Below are 15,985 nucleotides of genomic sequence, written 5' to 3'. Positions count from 1 at the left end.
GCACGCCCCTCAGTGCTCGTGGTCGTGGTCGTGCCCCTCGACACCGACCGCCGACGGCGGCGGCGCCTCCTCACCCAGCTGCTCCCTGGCCTCCGCCAGCAGGTCTCCGGCTTTCAGGCGGGCCTCCTCGGCAGCCGCCCCGAGCCGTCGTCCCGTCGTGATGCCGCCGGCAATACCGCTGACCATGAGCCTGCGGGCCGCGGGCTTCGCCCTGGGTGCGGCCTTGGCGGCTCCCCGCAGAACCAGGACACCGGCGGTTCCGGACAAGGCGTAATGCGTGATGCGGCCCACGACCACACCTGCGAAAGCGGCGGGATGCATCATGCTCTCCTTCCGCGGGCGGATTCCTCCGTACTCGACGCGGTACATCCATTCTCACCCCGGAGCGGACATCGCGCACCAGCCGTTCCGGATCACGCTCTGGCCGCGCAGGCCGAGGCCAGGGGGGTTAAGTTATTGGCAAGGATTTCCATATCGGCTGGCCCGGAAGATGTCATTGCCATCTGTTCCCATCCAGCGTGTGCCGCGGCCGGGGCAGGCTGAGCTCGGCGGACAACTCACCCCAGTGCGGAGGGATCCTCCATGCGTGCGTCCTCCTCCCGGCGTCTGGCGCCGCTGATGACCGGCCTCTCCCTGGCCCTCCTGGCCGGTTGCGGCAACTCGTCCGCCTCCGGAAGCGACACCGGCGCCTCACAGAGCCCCGCCTCCTCGGCGACCATTCCGGTGGTGGCCTCAACGAACGTCTATGGGGACGTGGTTGAGCAGATAGGCGGCGGGAGGGTGAAGGTCACCTCCATCATCAGCGACCCCGACCAGGACCCGCACTCCTACGAGGCCGACACCCAGAACCAGTTGGCGCTGTCCAAGGCGAAGGTGGTCATCGAAAACGGCGGCGGTTACGACGACTTCATCGACCGCATGCTGAAGAGCAGCGACAACTCCTCCACCGAGGTGATCAACGCGGTCGAGGTCTCCGGGAAGACCGCCCCGGCAGGCGGGGAGCTCAACGAGCACGTCTGGTACGACTTCCCCACGGTCGGCAAGCTCGCCGACAGCATCGCCACCGCCCTGGGCAAGGCCGATCCCGACGATGCCGCCACCTTCACCAGGAACGCGGAGGACTTCAAGGCGAGGCTCAAGCCGCTTCAGGAGAAGGAAGCGCAGATCAAGAGCGACCACGGCGGCGAGGAGGTGGCCGTCACCGAGCCGGTGCCGCTGTACATGATCGAGGCCGCCGGCCTCAGGGACGCGACACCCGAGGCATTCAGCGAGGCCATCGAAGAGGGCGACGACGTCTCCCCACGGGACCTGCAGGACACGCTGGCTCTGTTCACCGACAAGAAGGTCAGGGCGCTGGTCTACAACGAGCAGACCTCCGGCCCGCAGACCGAGAAGGTCGAGGAGGCGGCCAGGACCGCCGGAATCCCCGTCGTTCCCGTGACGGAGACCCTGCCCGAGGGCAAGGACGGCAAGGACTACGTCGGCTGGATGACCGCCAACGTCGACGCGCTCGCGAGCGCGCTGGGTAAGTGAGGCGGCCCACGGTGGCCTCCGTTCTCCGTGCCCGCGAGGGCAGGACCGAGGAGCCGGACCGTGGCGCGGACGCCGCGGTGATCAGCCTGCGCGGCGCTGCCCTGTCCTACGGCGAGCGTGTGCTGTGGCAGGGCCTCGATCTCGACGTACGGCCCGGGGAGTTCCTGGCCGTACTCGGGCCGAACGGCTCGGGCAAGACCAGCTTCGTACGTGCCCTGCTCGGCCGGCGGCCCCTGTCCGCCGGCACGTTGACGGTCCTGGGCCGCCCGCCCCGCAAGGGCAGCCGGTACATCGGCTACGTCCCGCAGCAGGCGACGCTGTCCGCGCACGCGATGCTGCGCGCCCGGGATCTGGTCCGCTTCGGCATCGACGGACACGGCTTCGGACCCCGGCTGCGCACGAGCGCCGTCCGCCACCGGGTGGACGAGGTCCTCGCATCGGTCGGGGCCACCGAGTACGCGGACGTCCCCGTCGGGCTGCTCTCCGGCGGGGAGCGGCAGCGCGTACGCATCGGGCAGGCGATGGCGACCGACCCGCGGATCCTGCTCTGTGACGAGCCGTTGCTCTCCCTCGACCTGCACCATCAGCGGGCCGTGACGGAACTGGTGGACGCCCGGCGCCGCTCCCACGGCACGGCCGTCGTGTTCGTGACCCACGAGATCAACCCCGTGCTGGGGCTCGTGGACCGGGTGCTGTACCTCGCCCGCGGCGGCTACCGGGTCGGCACACCGGACGAGGTGCTGACCTCCGAGGCGCTGTCGCAGCTGTACGGCACGCAGGTCGACGTCATCCGCGTCCGGGACCGGATCACGGTCGTGGGCGTACCCGACGAGGTGGCCGAGCCGCCGCACCACCCCGAACTGCCGCACGGAGTACGGCCATGACCCTCGCCGACGGGATCTGGCAGCAGATCTTCACCTTCGACAACTACGGCGAACTGCTCGCCCTGGTCCGCAACTCCCTCATCGCCGGCGTCGCACTCGGCCTGGTCGGCGGCCTGGTCGGGGTCTTCGTGATCATGCGGGACCTGCCGTTCGCGGTGCACGGGATCAGCGAGCTGTCGTTCGCCGGCGCCTCGGCCGCGCTGCTGCTGGGCGTGAACATCGTGGCCGGCTCGATCGTCGGATCGCTGACCGCGGCCGGCACCATCGGCGTCCTGGGCTCCCGCGCCCGGGACCGCAACTCGGTGATCGGCACCATCATGCCCTTCGGCCTCGGCCTCGGCGTGCTCTTCCTCGCCCTGTACGAGGGGCGGGCGGCGAACAAGTTCGGCATCCTCACCGGGCAGATCGTCGCCGTCGACACCCCGCAGATGTCCTGGCTGCTCGGCACATCGGCCCTGGTGCTGGTGGCGCTGGCGGTCATGTGGCGGCCGCTGGCGTTCGCCAGTGCCGACCCGGAGGTGGCCGAGGCGCGCGGCGTGCCGGTCCGCGCCCTGTCCTTCGCCTTCATGATCGTACTGGGGCTCGCGGTCGCCCTGTCGGTGCAGATCGTCGGGGCGCTGCTGGTCCTCACCCTCGTCGTCACCCCGGCGGCCGCCGCGGCCCGGATCACGGCCTCACCGGTGCTGCTGCCCGTGCTGAGCGTGGTCTTCGCGGTGGCCTCCATCGAGGGCGGGATCCTGCTCGCCCTGGGCAGCAGCATCCCCATCAGCCCCTACGTCACCACCATCTCGTTCACGATCTACATCGTCTGCCGACTGGTGGGCACCTACCGGACCCGGCAGTGGGGAGCCGGAAGACCAGCTCCCGAGCCGGGCTGACCAACGCGTGCGCGCTCCTGCCCCGGACACGGAAGACGCAGGCGAGCAATCTCATTGCCCGTACCCACAGACGGCGGGCGGCTCCGTGGTCGTGGTCCTCACCGGCATGTTCGACCTCACCCGGTGCCTGACACCGCGCCACGGATCGCTCGCGAAGCTTGTACGGCGGCCGGATTCCTCCGCTGCCCTCCCTGCCGGACCGTGACCGCCGAACGAACAACCCGAGTACGCCTGCGGGGCTGCTCGTCACGGTCGCCGGGTCTCGTGCGTCAGCCCTCCACCTGCCCCCGCACGCGGCGGGAGGGAGTGAAGCCGTACAGGTCGAGGATGCCGGGTGGTTCGGCGAGGCCGGGCCCGCCCTGCTCGATCCAGGTGGCGATGTCGGTGGTGGCGTCGGGGTCGTTGACCAGGCCGAGCCACACGGGCCGTCCGCCTGCCGTGCGGCCGGCGGGCGAGGGCTGCACGACGACGACGTTGGCGTGCTCGCACGCGTCGAGGCAGTCGGTGACGCGGACGGTGGCGGTGCCGTCGAGGGCTTGGCGCAGGCCGCGCAGCTGAGCCGCGTGGTCGAGGCCGGGGATCTTCGGCGTGCCGCAGCAGCAGCCCCGGCACACGGTGACCGTGCACCGCGCCGCCCCGGCCGACGGGGCGGAGGCGGCAGCGGCAGTACGGCGGGAGCGCTTGCTCACGCGGTGTCCTTCCCAGGGCTGGTCCAGGCGGCCTCGCGCAGCAGGCGCAGGCCGTTGAGGCCGACGATGACGGTGGAGCCCTCGTGCCCGGCGACGCCGAGCGGCAGCGGCAGCGTACCGATCAGGTCCCAGGCGACCAGTACGGTGATGAACGCCCCGGCGATGACGAGGTTCTGGATCACCAGGCGCCGGGCGGTGCGGGACAGCCGTACGACGGTGGGGATGGTGGCGAGTTCGTCGCGGACCACGACGGCGTCGGCGGTCTCCAGGGCGAGGTCGGAGCCGGCCTTGCCCATGGCGATGCCGGTGTGCGCGGCGGCCAGGGCCGGCGCGTCGTTCACGCCGTCGCCGACGACCAGCACCTTCCGGCCTTCCCGCTCCCACGCGCGGACGGCGGCCACCTTCTCCTGGGGCAGCAGCCCGGCGCGGACATCGGTGATGCCGACCTCGGCGGCCAGCTGCCGTGCGGCGCGTTCGTTGTCGCCGGTCAGCAGGGTCGGGGCGCGGCCGGTCAGGGCGGTGAGCGCGGCGACGGTCGCGGCGGCATCGGGTCGCAGCCGGTCGGAGATACCCAGCACTCCGGCCGGTTCCCCGTCGATCAGGACCACCACGGCGGTACGCCCGGCATCCTCCAGCCCCTGGACGACGGCATGGGCCCGGCCCGTGGCGGCGGGCAGGAGCCGGTCCGGGGAGCCGACCTGGACGGTGCGGTCCTCGACGGTGGCGGTGACGCCGTGACCCGGCACGGAGGTGAAGCCGTCCGCGTCGGCAAGGGTCAGTCGGCGCTCGCGGGCGGCGTCGACGACGGCACGGGCCAGCGGGTGCTCGCTGGGGTGCTCGGCGGCGGCCGCCAGGGCCAGCAGCTCGTCCTCGGTCAGACCGCTGCCGGTCAGCGGGCGGATGTCGGTGACGCGGGGCGTGCCCTCGGTGAGGGTGCCGGTCTTGTCCAGGGCGACGGTGTCGATCTGGCCCAGGCGTTCCATGGCGACGGCGGACTTGGCGAGCACGCCGTGGCGTCCGGCGTTGGCGATGGCCGACAGCAGCGGTGGCATCGTGGACAGCACCACCGCGCACGGCGACGCCACGATCATGAAGGTCATCGCGCGCAGCAGCGCCGACTGCAACTCGTCGCCGAAGAGCAGCGGCACGGCGAAGACCGCCAGCGTGGCGGCGACCATCCCGACCGAGTAGCGCTGCTCGATCTTCTCGATGAACAGCTGCGTCGGTGCCTTGGTCTCGGAGGCTTCCTCGACCATCTTCACGATCCGGGCGATCACCGAGTCCGACGGATCCCGCTCCACCCGCACCCGCAGGGCGCCCGTGCCGTTGACCGTGCCGGCGAACACCTCGTCGCCCGCCTCCTTGGCCACCGGCAGCGGCTCGCCGGTGATGGTGGCCTGGTCCACCTCGCTCTGACCGGTCACGACCCGGCCGTCCCCGCCGACCCGCTCGCCGGGCCTCACCAGGATCACGTCCCCGACCGCCAACTGTTCGGCCGGCACACTCTCCTCGCTGCCGTCGGGCAGCAGCCGGGTCGCGGTGGAGGGGGCCAGGTCGAGCAGGCCGCGCACCGAGTCCGCGGTCCGGGCGGTCGCCACCGCCTCCAGGGCGCCGGAGGTGGCGAAGATGACGATCAGCAGCGCGCCGTCCAGGACCTGGCCGATGGCGGCGGCGCCGAGCGCGGCGACCACCATCAGCAGATCCACGTCCAGGGTCTTGTCCTTCAGGGCCTTCAGGCCCTCCCAGCCCGGCTCCCAGCCACCGGTGACGTAGACGGCGGCATACAGCGGCCCCCACAGCCACACCGGGGCGCCGAGCAGATGCAGCGGCAGCGCGATCAGGAACAGGACCAGGGCCGCGAGCGCCCAGCGGGCCTCGGGAAGCGCCAGGATCCGGGTGCGCCGACGCGGTGGGGAACCGGCGACGCGGTGCCCCGGCGGCGCGGGGGCGGTCAGCGTGGAAGTCATCAGACGGGTGCCTTCGATGGGGACGGGGTTTCCGACCCTTCCACCGTACAGGAACATCTGAACAGCTATTCATGTATTCATTCCCGTACGATGACCCCCATGGGCCACGGACAGAAACCCCCCGCGAGCGACTACGCCGCCCCGCGCACCCGGCTGACGCCGGAGAACGCGCCGAAGGTCGCCGAGACGCTCCAGGCCCTCGCCACCCCCTCCCGGCTGCTGATCCTGGCCCGGCTGCGGGAAGGCCCCTGCGCGGCCACCGAACTCGCCGACGCCGTCGGCATGGAACAGTCCGCCTGCTCCCACCAGCTGCGCGTGCTGCGCAACCTCGGCCTGGTCACCGGCACCCGTCAGGGCCGCTCCGTCGTCTACGCCCTGCACGACAGCCATGTCGCCGGACTGCTCGACCAGGCCCTGTATCACATCGAGCACCTGCACCTGGGCCTCACCGACGGGCCCGAGGAAGAGCCCGTGCCGGTCGCGGTCCCAGGAAAAGGCGCCCGGGAAGGGGGGCAAGCGGGAGCGCCGGGGCGAGGGGGACGAGAACCACTGATCACAACTGGCCCGCCCGGCTGAAAGTCTGGTGGGCGAACCGCCGAGCGCGAAGAGGGCCGGGGCAAAGCCGCGAGGTTGTCATGGGCTGGTCGGGCGGGTGTTGTCGGGTGTAGGTCACTCGCGCCGGCTGGTGCGGTCGGCGGTGAGGCGGGCCTCGAAGCCGTCGAGGATGGACTGCAGACCGAATTCGAAGGTGTTGTCGGGGGCTGCGATGTACTGCGAGGCGGCGGGGGTGCCGAGGCGTTCGCGCAGCCGCGGGTACTGCTGGGCGGTCTCGACAGCCCGTGTCATGGCCTCGGTCATCAATTGCTCGGCATCCGCGCCGTTCTTGCCGAGCCGGCGCTTCAGCGACACCTCTGCGGCGGGGCCGAGCGCGTTGCCGAGCACGAAGGTGAGCACGGTGGCGGCTGCCCGGTCCGCGTCGGCGGCGGTGAAGCCCGCCTTTTCGTAGATGGCGAGACTGAGATCGTCATGGCGGGCCTGGCCGGGGCCGTGCATGAGATGGCTGCCGAACGCCTGGCCGAGCCAGGGGTGCCGGGTGAGCATCGCGTGCATGCCGGCGGCCTGGACGGCAGCGGCCGTACGCCAGTCGGTGGCGTCGAGATCGGGCTGCTCGATCTCGTACCAGATCGCGTCGCCGGCGAGCCGGACCAGCTCGTCCTTGGTCTTGATGTGCCAGTAGACGGCCGTGGCGGCCGAGCCGAGCCGTTGGGCCAGGCTGCGCATGTTGAGGCCGTCCAGTCCCTCGTCGTCCAGCAGCTCGATGGCCGCGTGGACGATCCGGTCTGCGGTCAGCGTGTCTCTCGGCATGACCGCCACCTTAGTTGCACTTAGTTCGGGCGAGGTCTTGCACTTTGTTCAAGTGGCGGCCTACGCTCCTCCTCGTACTTAGTTCAAGTCATGGAGGGGGAGCGATGTCGCAGCAGAAGCTGTTGGATTTCGTCGAAGCGCAGGCCAAGGAATTCGGGGTTCCCGGTGTCGCCGTCGGGGTGCTGCTGGGCGATCAGGAGATCTACGCGTCGCACGGGGTGACGAGCCTCGCCAACCCGCTGCCGGTCGATGAGAAGACGCTGTTCCATCTGGCATCGGTGTCCAAGACCTTCACCGCGACCGCGCTGATGCGCCTGGCCGCGGAGGGGAAGGTGGACCTGGACGCGCCGGTGCGGCGCTACGTCCCCGAGCTGAAGCTCGCCGACGAGCAAGCCGCGGCGCAGATCACCGTCCTGAACCTGCTCAACCACACCGCGGGCCTGGACTGGAACCTGGTCGACGACGGCAAGGGCGACCGCTCCCTGGCCGGACTCGTGGCGAAGCTGCCCGAGCTGCCGCTGATCGCACCGCCCGGCGCCCGCGCCTCGTACAGCCAGGCCGGATACAACCTGGCCGGACGGGTCATCGAGAAGGTCACGGACCTGCCCTTCGAGCAGGCCATGGCCTCGCTCATCCTGGAGCCGGTGGGCCTTTCCGACACCGTGTACGGCCTGGCCGAGGTGATGGTCCGCAAGTTCGCGGTGGGCTACAACCGCGGCGAGAACGGCGAACTGCACCCCGCCCGGCCGTGGGGGGCGTTCAAGGAGGGCGGGCGCGCAGACAACCCCGGCGGCGGCCTGGCTTCCTCGGTGAGCGATCTGCTGCGCTGGGCGCGATTCCAACTCGGCCACGGTGACGGCGTGTTGCCCGCACCAGTGCTGCGGCGCATGCGGGAGCAGACCGTCAAGCTGCGTGCCAGCTCGCTCGGGGACGGTCTGGGCATCTGCTGGTTCCTGCACGACCTGGACGGCATTCTCGGGATCGGGCACGGCGGCTCGGGCAACGGCCAGTTCGCCGAACTCCTCATCGCGCCGGAACGCGACTTCGCGGTGGTCTGCCTGGCCAACGCCGGGCCGGACGGCTACTCCTTCAACCAGTCCGTCGTGCAGTGGACGCTGGAGCACTACCTCGGCGTCGTCGAGCAGGAAGCGGAGCCGGTCCCGTACGGCGAGGAGCTGGCCCGGCAGGTCGTCGGCCGCTACGAGATCGACGCCATGAGCCTCGACATCGCCGCCGACGGCACCCGCCTCACCCTGGCCGTCGATATCAAGCCGGAGATCCGTGAGGCATCGGACGAGGAAATGCCGCCCGGCTACCCGCCCGCAGCGATCGGTTTCCTCACCCACGACGGTGACGAGTACATCGTCACCGAAGGCGGCCTCAAGGGGCAGCGCGGCTACTTCTCCCGCGACGACAACGGCGCGGTCATCGGCGTCGATCTCGCCGGCCGGCTCTTCAACCGGGTCACGCAAACACCCTGATCCAGCTGAGCCGGGGCGGTCCCGAGCGGCCGCCCTCTGCCGGGGACGGTTCGCACGGTTTTCCGGGACAGACCACCGGCTGTACGCCGAGCATTCCAAGGGACGAAGCGGTGCCGCGACGCTCCTGACGCTCACTGGGGCAGGTGGTGTCAGTAAGACCAGGCCGGCACTGGAGACGGCTGCCGCGTCCAGCAGTGTCTTTCAGACGCGCATTTCTCTCCCGCGCCCCCGGTCGCTGCCTGGTGGGTGGCGATCAGCACCGGTTCCGCCCCATTCCGTAACTGGGCGTCTGGCCGATGCCAGGCGTCCGCCTACAGGTCGGGCGTCGATACTGCCGTGTTACCGCTAGCGGCTGCCGCTGCGCCGGTATAGCGTTGTGATTCAGCAGTCGTGGTTCCGAAGTCCGTTCGCCCGTGATCGCAATCACGGGCGTTCTTGCTGTTCAGCGCCTCTCCGGACCAGGGCGATCACCTCCCGGGCGCGCAAGGTGCGAGCCCGGTATTCCCTCGAAGGAGACAGTCATGGCCAAGGGCACTGTCAAGTGGTTCAACAGCGAGAAGGGCTTCGGCTTCATCGAGCAGGAGGGCGGAGGCCCCGACGTCTTCGCCCACTACTCCAACATCGCCAGCCAGGGCTACCGTGAGCTGCAGGAAGGCCAGAAGGTCGAGTTCGACGTCACCCAGGGCCAGAAGGGCCCGCAGGCAGAGAACATCCGCCCGGCCTGACCGCGCCCATTGTTGGGGATGCCCGGTGCCCACATTTCGTGGGCACCGGGCATTGGCGCATCAGCGGCGGAGCAGGCAACCGGCCGGGCGCCGGCCTGCCTGTGACTATCGGTTGACATTCCAGGGAGCTCGGTTCGTCTTCTGCACCGGCTCGCCGATCGGCCGGCACGTGATCCTTCAGTGGTACGTCGTCGATCCGGCGCGGGCGGTCACGGTGGTCTGCGCGCCGGCGAAGGCCCGGACAGCCGTGGCGGCGGTCAGCCGGGCCGGGGGAGCGTACGGAGCGGCCTGAGCCGTCAGCAGCGGCCGGGCTCTTGCGACGAAGTTCATCGCCGACCTGCCGGCCCGGCGAGCACGCCGACGGCGTAGACGGCGAAGACGATCGTGACGGGGAACGTGGAGAAGCCGTCTCGTGCCTGGTACAGGGGGTACAGCGACGTCGGGACGGTGGAGAACGCCATGGCCGTGACGACCCCCGAGGCGATCAGCCGGAATCCGGCACCGTGCCTGCGGGCCGAGTGCCGCTTGCCGACCCCCTCGGCAGGTGCCGGCCGTGGGCCTGGGCCCACTTGACCTCGGCCCCGGCGGCCTCACCGCCGGTGGCCTCCGCCTGGGCGCGACCCACTTGGATGACTGTCGTCCCGTTCCATGTGGCTTTCTCACGGCATCCGCCCGCGACCGCCTGACCAGGTGGTTCACCGCCGAGGGTGGGAGCGAGCTGCTTCGGCGGAGTTGGAGCCGGCGACTCGATGCACTGAGCGAGGACCAGTTCGGTGATCCTCACCGCACCCGCCGCCCGTCGACCGCCACATCGGCCAGGTCCAGAGATGAAGGCCATGCACACGCCTGGACGACCCGGAGAGCGCCAAAATGTACCCGGGTATCCATGAGCGGACGACCGATGCGAGAGGTTGGCGGGACAGCGGAATGCGTGAATCGGACACGGAGCCAAGTGCCGAGGAGATGTGGGATCCGCAGGTCGCGCGGTGGCGTGATCCAGAAGGTGACTATGTCCTGCCCCACGCCCTGCGATCCTTGCCGCAGCCCTGGGACGCATGCGACTGGAGCCGGATTGTGGACCTGCCGCGCACCGACGAGCGGGTGGCGGAGGCCCGGCGGGTGGTAACCGTGCTGCTGGAGGATTCGGAATTGGCGCCTCGTGTGCCGGAGCCGCCACCGCCTGGCACGTTGTGGCACGTGTGGGAGGAATTCCATCAAGCGGTCGGTATGAGGATGCCCCGCACGAGCCAGGTGACGTGGGCCGGTGTGGATGAGCTGGTGCGTGAGTGGCGGGGGCGGGAGAAGCTGTACCCGCTGCAACGACACGTCGTGGATCATGTCGAAGTGGTGATGCTGGCACTGATCCCGTTCCTGCGGGATGACACGGCCGACTCGGTGTTCCGCTGGTTGGCTCTCGACCCTGATCCGGGCCGTTTCGCCGAGTGGGCGGTGGAGCTGGCTGAGCGGTGCGTGATCGAGGACATCGGTGCCGACATGGCCATCGAGTTGCTGGGCGCGATGGGCGGTACGGAGGCCAGGGCGGCGCTGGAGCGTCTCTCGGTGAAGCCGGGTGGTCCGGCGAGTTGGGACAACGCGGACGCCGCACTGGGGATGCTCGCCGACTTGGGAAACGGAAGAACGAGGCGGTAGCGCCCTGCACGGCGTCGTCATCCGGAGCTCTTGCGTCGTAGCGCGGAACCGTCGCGGACGAACAGCAGCAGGATCGCCAAGGCCACCACCACGATGACGAGTATTCCGGTGCGGCCGCCCAGATAGGTACTGATCCTGTCCCACGTGCCGATCTGGGGTGCCGCTGCTGTGTCCCCCAGCCAGACCGAACCGTCCGACGCCGTCGCGGGCTGTCCGGCCGCTTGCCGTATGGTTTCAGCCAGTCTTGGCACCTTTTGGTCCATTTCCGCCGAACTGAGCTTTTCCGACGGCAGTTTGCCGAAGTCGACGCCGCCGGTCCGCATCACGTAGGTGACGGTGGTGTTGCCGACTCGGGTCGTCCGCTCGTAGGTGAAATCCCCTTCGTTTATGGAACGGAGATACGCGTCGTAGACCTGCTTCGGCTGCCATGATCCGCGCAGGGATGCGGGGCCCAGGTCACCGGAATCGATCAGCTTGTCGAACGAGGTGCTGTGGCCGCCGGCGTGCCGGTCGCGTATCCACTGTGCGACGACACGGGCCAGGAACGCCCTGCGCAACGGCCCGTACTCGGGCTCCGAGTTGACCGCCTTCACGATCTTCGGGACCAGCATTTCCTGTTCCAACCGCTCATTGCGTGCCGTTTCCGCAGGATCCGCGTTACAGGAGCTTTGGCCCAGCCCGGCGACGTCTTCCGCCTTCGCCTTGACGTCGAGCGTGGCTTTCAGGACGTAGAGCGAGTCTCCGTCCTCGCGTATCTCCACGTCGCCCGGAACGATCCACATCCGCGACGAATAGCAAACCTGCCCCGACGAACCGCCGAGCCGTCTCCAGTACTCGGCACCGAAAGACGTCTTGGGGTCGAGCAGGGCCCCTTGCGTCTGCTTCATCCGCCAGTCCGCCTCCAGCAGCGCACGGCCGGCGTTCGTCTGGCCGAGTTTCGTGTCGATGATGCGGTCCGGCTCGTCCGGGCTCAGGTTCACCCAGAATGTGTCCGGGCTCAGCACCAGCCAGGTGCGGAGATCGGCCATGCTCTCCGTCAGCGCGCTGAGTCCCGAGCTGGAATCCTGTTCCAGTCCCTTCTGGGCGGCTTTCGCCGAGAAGGCGTATTGCACGCCGGAGCCGGCGTGGTCCGACAGGTAGCGCAGTTGAAGACTGGAGAAGTCGACGCCGCCGTAGGTGGGAGAGGACAGCGCACTACTCAGCCCGCTCTCCTCGCCGCCGCAGGGTGCGGCTTTGGACAGTGCCGCGATGCCGAGATCCTGGGAACCGTCTTGTCCTGGGCATGGATGCGTCATCCCCAGGTTTTTATTGGCCTCTTCGACTGCTTCTTTGACCGCGGTGGCCTCTTGCGCCGCGATGCCCAAGTACGCCTTGGCGCTCTCCGGGTCCTGCATCTCCGGCCAGTCCATCGTGCCGTTCTTCGTGCGCTCGTCTATAGCGCTCTGCATCCTGCCGAGCTGGTCGGCAGAAAGACTCTGACCTGCGATCTTCAGGTCCACGCCGTTCTTGGCCATCTCGCCGGCCGCCGTCCGGGTGTCCTTGGGCGGCTTCCCGTCCCGGGCGGGCTTGAACTGGCTGAAGATCTCCGTCCAGCGGTCCGTCGTCTCGATCTCCACGGCGGCCTTGCGGCCCGGCTCCTTGTCTGCCCACTTCGTGAGCCGCTCGACCTGGTTGGCGAAGTCCTCCTTGCGCGTGGCCGAACCGGCGTTCTTGACCTCCTTGACGTGCACGGTGCTGCTCTTGTCCTTGTAGACCACGTCGGCGTCCGGGATCTCGTCGAGATCCACCTTCTGCCCGTTGCCGAGGTCAGCTTCCTTGCGGCGCATGTTGACGCCGACCGCGGCGTCCACCTGGGTGCCGGGTGCCGCGTTGTCGGCGGCGCGCCGTACGGCGTTCACTTCCGCGCGGGCCTCGGCGAGCTTGTTGGCGTTGGGGGCGTTGGCAACCTTGCCCACCAACGCCGCCGCGGCGTTGGCGTTGACGTTCCTGCGGCGCGCGACATCAGTGATCTCGTCGAGAGCATCGGCCGCGTCCTTCTTGCTGATCTCGCCCTTGCTCGGGTCGGGGTGGTCTTTGGCCCGGTCGACCAGCCCGTCGATCTGGTCGTTCGGCACCGAGGAGCCGCTCTCCCGGAGAGCAGCCTTCGCCCTGTCGGCGCTGGCTTCGAGATCCGTCTGCGGCGACTCGCGCGCCACCTGGCCTGCGTAGTCGGGGGTGGTGCTGCGGGCCGACGCCTCGTAGCCGGCTGCGGAGACCTTGGCCTTGTTGTCGCCGCGAGGGGAAGGGTCGCCGGCCCCCGCGACGGTGTTGCAGGCCGGCGCCGACGCACCCAGCAACAGGGCCAGTCCAACGGACAGGGCGCGGCGACACAACCGAGCACGTATCGGCACCATCATCTCCCCCTTGGCGTCCCGGCGTCCCCGGCGAGGAACAACCGCGCCAACAGCGCGCTGAGACGTAGTACGTCACGGCGCATGGTCGTCGTCTCCCCGGGCCGAAGGCACGACACCCGCGGCGTCCAAGTAGTCGGCCAGGGCCCATGGGTTCGCGCTCGTCTCCCGCTCACCCCTGCGGAAGACGACGACACCAGCCGTCGCCAGGGCTCCCAGTGCCAGGGCGGTGAAGCCGGCGACGCCGACCGCGGAAGAGCCGGTCGAGCACGTCCTGCGGTGGGTCAGGTCGTCCATGCTCACTGACGGCTTGTAGCCGATACCGACGGCACAGGCGGACGCCGGCTGCGGGGCCGTCAGCAGGGCGCAGCCCGCCAGTACCGCACCCGCGGCCAGCCTCGCGGCGGCCCTCCGGCCGCGACCGGCGCGGCTCACGGGTTCATCACCTGGAGCCGGACCTTCCCTCGTATGACGCGTGCCCTCAACTCGTCCCCCTCGGCCTCGGTTTCCGGATCCTGTCGCACCCGCCAGCTCGCGAGTTCCAACTGGGCGGACTGCAGGCGGTGCAGGGCCAGCGCCGTGCTCCGGCCGTACACGCGCCAGGTGCTCACCACCGCCCAGAACCGCAGCACGGGCGAGACGAGGACCGGCGCCTCCGCCTCGGTGATGGGCCCCTCCGCCGTGGTCTCGGCCACCACCGCGTTCCGCAGCACCAGCGCGCGCGAGCGCAGGCCTGTCACGAGGAGGGCCACGGCCAGCGCGATGAACGGCAGTTGTGGCAGCAGCCAGAAGAACGGCGAGACCACCAGGGTGTCGAACGCGCTGCCGACCTCAACGTGGCCACTGACCTCGCCCGCCAGCCAGCCCGACAGGACCTCGGCCGCGATCGCCCCGCCGATGGCCGCGACCAGGCTCGCCACGACGAGCCTCCCGCGCCGCTGGGCACCCACCGCCGCGCCGAACCCGGCCCCGATCAGCGCCCCGAACGTCACCGGCCCGCCGAGCAGGCCGATCGACTGGCGGATCCAGTACTCAAAGCCGCTGGTGGGCCCGAAGAAGACGCCCAGCGAGCCGTAGAGCTTGATGATCAGGACGCTTTCCACGAAGGTGTGCCCGAGTCCGATCGCGGCGCCGAGGACCAAACCGGTCACCGCATCGGTGATGCGATGGCGCAGCAGCGTCAGCAGCAGGACGACACCGGCCGCGACGATGCACTCGTTGACGACGCCGAGGTGGACGATCAGCAGGTCGATGGTGTGGTCGAGCCCCTTGGTGAAGGCGCTGAGGTCGGTCACGCCACTGAAGTCGGTGTCGGCGCTGGGGCCCAGGTAGCCGTAGACCGTGCCGAACGCCAGGCTGGTGTATGCCCGTCCGAGCCCGAAGACGATCAGCGCGCCCCAGGCGAACGCGAGCAGTAGCGCCGTCCATGACACCGCGCCGAACCGCACTACCGCGCGCAGCAGGAGCAGGACCAGTACGGTGCTGGGCACGCACAGCAGGGCGATCGGGAAGAACTCGAAGACGACGGTCAGGGATATCAGCCCGAACGGCAGCAGCAGGCAGCCCAGGGTGAACCAGGTCAGCGCGATCGCACGCCGCCCTCCATCGCTCGCGCCGCCTTGTCGGCGTGCCGTCACCGCGGCGAAGATCTGGATGCCCGCGCCCACCACGATGCCCACCAGCACGATCCAGAAGACGAGCTCCGGCGTGGAGAGGAGTCGGCCGAAAGATCCGGATGATCCGGGCAAGTCGTAGAAGATCGACAGAGCCGGCTCGTCGGGCAGTAGATGCGGCCGGGACAGGTTGAGCAGCAACTCGACCAGATATACGGCGATGGCGGTACGCGCGATCAGCAGCGCCCGCGCCCGTACCAGCGGGTCGTCCCGGAGCAGCGGGGAATGCGAACCCTTCACGAGCCACCTCCCGTCAGGCCCGACAGGTCCGGCAAGCTGGGCAGGTCTGTGGGCATGTCCGTGGGCATGTCCGTGGGCATGTCCGTGGGCAGATCCATGGGCGGTGAGAAGCTCGGAAGCTCGGTGGGCAGGCCAGTCATCTCCGGGACGGACGGGAAGGACGTCGGCAACAGCCCGGACGGCGTCGGGACGCTCGGATAGGTCACGTCGTTCGCACCAGTGAGATTCACGGCCAGCGAAGCCGCCAACAGCACCGCACCACATGCACCGCCGGCTACCACCAGCCGGACCTGGATGCGCGGCGGATCACCCTCCCCGCGCGTGGAATCATGCATGCTCCCTGATCCCCCGTCCTGCCAAGGCGCCCGCAGTCCATATCTCTCTCAGTCCGCCGGGCCCGCCACTTGACCATCCGTCAGATTGACGAGTCTCGGGGCGAGTATGGCATGAACACGTAAAAATGTGGCCGACCGGAAGAGGATCCGGTCGGCCACGTGACGCTCGGCCAAC

The 15,985-nt window shown here is 69.6% G+C and carries 16 protein-coding genes and 1 pseudogene; 7 read left to right on the top strand and 10 right to left on the bottom strand.

Features of this window, described 5'->3' with window-relative positions; translation table 11 throughout:
• Nucleotides 1-9: 9 nt before the first annotated feature.
• The gene (locus JIX56_RS08060) at nucleotides 10-324 is read right to left on the bottom strand and encodes a DUF1490 family protein (protein ID WP_257538080.1); all 315 of its coding nucleotides are present in this window, start codon (nucleotides 322-324) and stop codon (nucleotides 10-12) included.
• A gap of 258 nt (nucleotides 325-582) precedes the next feature.
• Between JIX56_RS08060 and JIX56_RS08055 the strand changes: the two genes are divergently transcribed.
• From JIX56_RS08055 to JIX56_RS08045, 3 genes are all read left to right on the top strand, one after another.
• The gene (locus JIX56_RS08055; RefSeq protein WP_257538079.1) at nucleotides 583-1,533 is read left to right on the top strand and encodes a metal ABC transporter substrate-binding protein; all 951 of its coding nucleotides are present in this window, start codon (nucleotides 583-585) and stop codon (nucleotides 1,531-1,533) included.
• 77 nt (nucleotides 1,534-1,610) lie between these two features.
• Entirely contained in the window at nucleotides 1,611-2,417 is an 807-nt protein-coding gene (locus tag JIX56_RS08050; protein WP_257550779.1) for a metal ABC transporter ATP-binding protein, read from the top strand.
• The gene (locus tag JIX56_RS08045) at nucleotides 2,414-3,295 is read left to right on the top strand and encodes a metal ABC transporter permease (protein WP_257538078.1); all 882 of its coding nucleotides are present in this window, start codon (nucleotides 2,414-2,416) and stop codon (nucleotides 3,293-3,295) included. Before JIX56_RS08050 ends, JIX56_RS08045 begins: the two co-directional genes overlap by 4 nt.
• 269 nt (nucleotides 3,296-3,564) lie before the next feature.
• Here JIX56_RS08045 and JIX56_RS08040 read toward each other — a convergent pair whose 3' ends face one another.
• Entirely contained in the window at nucleotides 3,565-3,984 is a 420-nt protein-coding gene (locus JIX56_RS08040; RefSeq protein WP_257538077.1) for a (2Fe-2S) ferredoxin domain-containing protein, read from the bottom strand.
• Nucleotides 3,981-5,951, bottom strand: a complete 1,971-nt coding sequence (locus tag JIX56_RS08035; protein ID WP_257538076.1) for a heavy metal translocating P-type ATPase — start codon at nucleotides 5,949-5,951, stop codon at nucleotides 3,981-3,983. The genes JIX56_RS08040 and JIX56_RS08035 overlap by 4 nt, the downstream gene beginning before the upstream one ends.
• A 99-nt stretch (nucleotides 5,952-6,050) precedes the next feature.
• Between JIX56_RS08035 and JIX56_RS08030 the strand changes: the two are divergent.
• Nucleotides 6,051-6,419: pseudogene (locus JIX56_RS08030) on the top strand (ArsR/SmtB family transcription factor); the annotation flags it as partial.
• A 201-nt stretch (nucleotides 6,420-6,620) separates the two neighbouring features.
• Here JIX56_RS08030 and JIX56_RS08025 read toward each other — a convergent pair.
• Nucleotides 6,621-7,316, bottom strand: coding sequence for a TetR/AcrR family transcriptional regulator (locus JIX56_RS08025; RefSeq protein WP_257538074.1), 696 nt, complete (start codon nucleotides 7,314-7,316; stop codon nucleotides 6,621-6,623).
• 104 nt (nucleotides 7,317-7,420) lie between these two features.
• Between JIX56_RS08025 and JIX56_RS08020 the strand changes: the two genes are divergently transcribed.
• Together JIX56_RS08020 and JIX56_RS08015 are read left to right on the top strand one after the other, a co-directional pair.
• The gene (locus JIX56_RS08020) at nucleotides 7,421-8,797 is read left to right on the top strand and encodes a serine hydrolase domain-containing protein (RefSeq protein ID WP_257538073.1); all 1,377 of its coding nucleotides are present in this window, start codon (nucleotides 7,421-7,423) and stop codon (nucleotides 8,795-8,797) included.
• 521 nt (nucleotides 8,798-9,318) lie between these two features.
• The gene (locus JIX56_RS08015) at nucleotides 9,319-9,522 is read left to right on the top strand and encodes a cold-shock protein (RefSeq protein ID WP_014670069.1); all 204 of its coding nucleotides are present in this window, start codon (nucleotides 9,319-9,321) and stop codon (nucleotides 9,520-9,522) included.
• A 177-nt stretch (nucleotides 9,523-9,699) separates the two neighbouring features.
• On the opposite strand, the gene JIX56_RS08010 is transcribed toward JIX56_RS08015, so the two are convergent.
• Nucleotides 9,700-9,852 (bottom strand): hypothetical protein, encoded by a 153-nt coding sequence (locus JIX56_RS08010; RefSeq protein ID WP_257538072.1) that lies wholly within the window; start codon nucleotides 9,850-9,852, stop codon nucleotides 9,700-9,702.
• Entirely contained in the window at nucleotides 9,849-10,091 is a 243-nt protein-coding gene (locus JIX56_RS08005) for a hypothetical protein (protein WP_257538071.1), read from the bottom strand. Before JIX56_RS08005 ends, JIX56_RS08010 begins: the two co-directional genes overlap by 4 nt.
• Nucleotides 10,092-10,755: 664 nt before the next feature.
• On the opposite strand from JIX56_RS08005, the gene JIX56_RS08000 reads away from it, so the two are divergent.
• Nucleotides 10,756-11,172 carry a hypothetical protein gene (locus JIX56_RS08000; protein ID WP_257538070.1) on the top strand — a complete coding sequence of 139 codons (417 nt, stop codon included), beginning with the start codon at nucleotides 10,756-10,758 and terminating at the stop codon, nucleotides 11,170-11,172.
• A 17-nt stretch (nucleotides 11,173-11,189) separates the two neighbouring features.
• On the opposite strand, the gene JIX56_RS07995 is transcribed toward JIX56_RS08000, so the two are convergent.
• From JIX56_RS07995 to JIX56_RS07980, 4 genes are all read right to left on the bottom strand, one after another.
• Nucleotides 11,190-13,568: a hypothetical protein gene (locus tag JIX56_RS07995; protein ID WP_257538069.1), complete on the bottom strand. Its 2,379-nt coding sequence runs from the start codon at nucleotides 13,566-13,568 to the stop codon at nucleotides 11,190-11,192.
• A gap of 69 nt (nucleotides 13,569-13,637) precedes the next feature.
• Entirely contained in the window at nucleotides 13,638-13,997 is a 360-nt protein-coding gene (locus JIX56_RS07990; protein ID WP_257538068.1) for a hypothetical protein, read from the bottom strand.
• Nucleotides 13,994-15,475, bottom strand: a complete 1,482-nt coding sequence (locus tag JIX56_RS07985) for a PrsW family glutamic-type intramembrane protease (RefSeq protein WP_257538067.1) — start codon at nucleotides 15,473-15,475, stop codon at nucleotides 13,994-13,996. The genes JIX56_RS07990 and JIX56_RS07985 overlap by 4 nt, the downstream gene beginning before the upstream one ends.
• Nucleotides 15,472-15,810 carry a hypothetical protein gene (locus JIX56_RS07980; RefSeq protein ID WP_257538066.1) on the bottom strand — a complete coding sequence of 113 codons (339 nt, stop codon included), beginning with the start codon at nucleotides 15,808-15,810 and terminating at the stop codon, nucleotides 15,472-15,474. Before JIX56_RS07980 ends, JIX56_RS07985 begins: the two co-directional genes overlap by 4 nt.
• Nucleotides 15,811-15,985 lie beyond the last annotated feature (175 nt).

Origin of the sequence: Streptomyces sp. CA-210063 (genome assembly GCF_024612015.1) — a bacterium.
Taxonomy (GTDB): Bacteria; Actinomycetota; Actinomycetes; order Streptomycetales; family Streptomycetaceae; genus Streptomyces.
Note: the sequence above shows the minus strand (reverse complement) of the source record. Positions and strands in the feature narration are given on the sequence as shown.

Excerpts from the sequence above, each read along its gene's own strand:
- JIX56_RS08060 (WP_257538080.1), bottom strand. The coding sequence starts at position 324 with ATGATGCATCCCGCCGCTTTCGCAGGTGTGGTCGTGGGCCGCATCACG.
- JIX56_RS08055 (WP_257538079.1), top strand. The coding sequence starts at position 583 with ATGCGTGCGTCCTCCTCCCGGCGTCTGGCGCCGCTGATGACCGGCCTC.
- JIX56_RS08045 (WP_257538078.1), top strand. The coding sequence starts at position 2,414 with ATGACCCTCGCCGACGGGATCTGGCAGCAGATCTTCACCTTCGACAAC.
- JIX56_RS08035 (WP_257538076.1), bottom strand. The coding sequence starts at position 5,951 with ATGACTTCCACGCTGACCGCCCCCGCGCCGCCGGGGCACCGCGTCGCC.
- JIX56_RS08025 (WP_257538074.1), bottom strand. The coding sequence starts at position 7,316 with ATGCCGAGAGACACGCTGACCGCAGACCGGATCGTCCACGCGGCCATC.
- JIX56_RS08020 (WP_257538073.1), top strand. The coding sequence starts at position 7,421 with ATGTCGCAGCAGAAGCTGTTGGATTTCGTCGAAGCGCAGGCCAAGGAA.
- JIX56_RS08015 (WP_014670069.1), top strand. The coding sequence starts at position 9,319 with ATGGCCAAGGGCACTGTCAAGTGGTTCAACAGCGAGAAGGGCTTCGGC.
- JIX56_RS08010 (WP_257538072.1), bottom strand. The coding sequence starts at position 9,852 with ATGAACTTCGTCGCAAGAGCCCGGCCGCTGCTGACGGCTCAGGCCGCT.
- JIX56_RS08000 (WP_257538070.1), top strand. The coding sequence starts at position 10,756 with ATGCCCCGCACGAGCCAGGTGACGTGGGCCGGTGTGGATGAGCTGGTG.
- JIX56_RS07995 (WP_257538069.1), bottom strand. The coding sequence starts at position 13,568 with ATGATGGTGCCGATACGTGCTCGGTTGTGTCGCCGCGCCCTGTCCGTT.
- JIX56_RS07980 (WP_257538066.1), bottom strand. The coding sequence starts at position 15,810 with ATGCATGATTCCACGCGCGGGGAGGGTGATCCGCCGCGCATCCAGGTC.